The organism is Colwellia sp. MB3u-4 (assembly GCF_014077065.1).
Taxonomy (GTDB): domain Bacteria; phylum Pseudomonadota; class Gammaproteobacteria; order Enterobacterales; family Alteromonadaceae; genus Cognaticolwellia.
On record NZ_JACGVE010000035.1, the window covers coordinates 1 to 1,193 of the forward strand.

The following is a 1,193-nucleotide window of genomic DNA, read 5'->3' on the forward strand; positions in this document are numbered from 1 at the left end:
AAGCTGTAAGCAGCATCTTCAACCGCAGTTGTGGCTGGCGTACCAGAAATTACTGGGGCATCGTTAGTATTTACTACCGTAATAGTAAATGCGGTTAAGCTCACTGTTGCATTCGCAGCATCGGTAACACTAATGATAATACCACTAGTTATACCAACATCCGCATTAATGGGTGTGCCCGTTAAGGCGCCTGTTGTCGTGCTAAACGTTGCCCAGCTAGGTTTATTTCTAATGCTAAAGCTTTGGGTATCCCCTGCATCAACATCAGAAACTATTGGAGTAAAGCTGTAGGCAGCATCTTCAGCCACCGTTGTGGCTGGCGTACCAGAAATTATTGGGGCATCGTTGGTGTTTGACACTCTCAGATTAAAGGCCGCTAAGCTGTCTAATGCATTCGCAGCATCGGCAACACTAATGACAATACCTGAGGTGGTACCTATATCGGCTTGAACTGGTGTGCCCGTTAAGCCACCTGTTGAAGTACTAAACGTTGCCCAAGTGGGCTTATTGCTAATGCTAAAGGTTTGGGTATCCCCTGCATCAACATCAGAAACTGTTGGAGTAAAGCTGTAGGCAGCATCTTCCACCGCAGTTGTTGCTGGCGCACCTGTTATTACCGGCGCATCGTTGGTGTTTGACACGGTCAGATTAAAGGCCACTAAGCTGTCTGATGCATTCGCACTATCGGCAACACTAATGATAATACCTGAGGTGGTTCCAACATCCGCATTAGTCGGCGTGCCCGTTAAGCCACCTGTTGAAGTACTAAACGTTGCCCAGCTAGGTTTAATATTAATACTAAAAGTTTGGGTATCCCCTGCATCAACATCAGAAACTGTTGGGATAAAGCTATAACTACTGTCTTCAGCTACCGTTGTGGCTGGTGTACCTATTATTACCGGCGCATCATTAGTGTTTGAAACGGTCAGATTAAAGGCCGCTAAGCTTACTGTTGCATTCGCAGCATCGGCAACACTGATGACAATGCCTGAGGTGGTACCTATATCAGCTTGAACTGGTGTGCCCGTTAAGCCACCTGTTGAAGTACTAAACGTTGCCCAAGTGGGCTTATTGCTAATGCTAAAAGTCTGGGTGTCACCTGCATCAACATCAGAAACTGTTGGAGTAAAGCTGTAAGCAGCATCTTCAACCGCAGTTGTGGCTGGCGTACCAGAAATTACTGGGGCATCGTT

Annotated in this window: 1 protein-coding gene; it reads right to left on the bottom strand. The window is 46.6% G+C overall.

Annotated features, from left to right (window positions below; all coding sequences use genetic code 11):
- Nucleotides 1-1,193: putative Ig domain-containing protein (locus H4J61_RS00275; RefSeq protein WP_220461152.1), on the bottom strand; the 1,193-nt coding region annotated here is incomplete at both ends.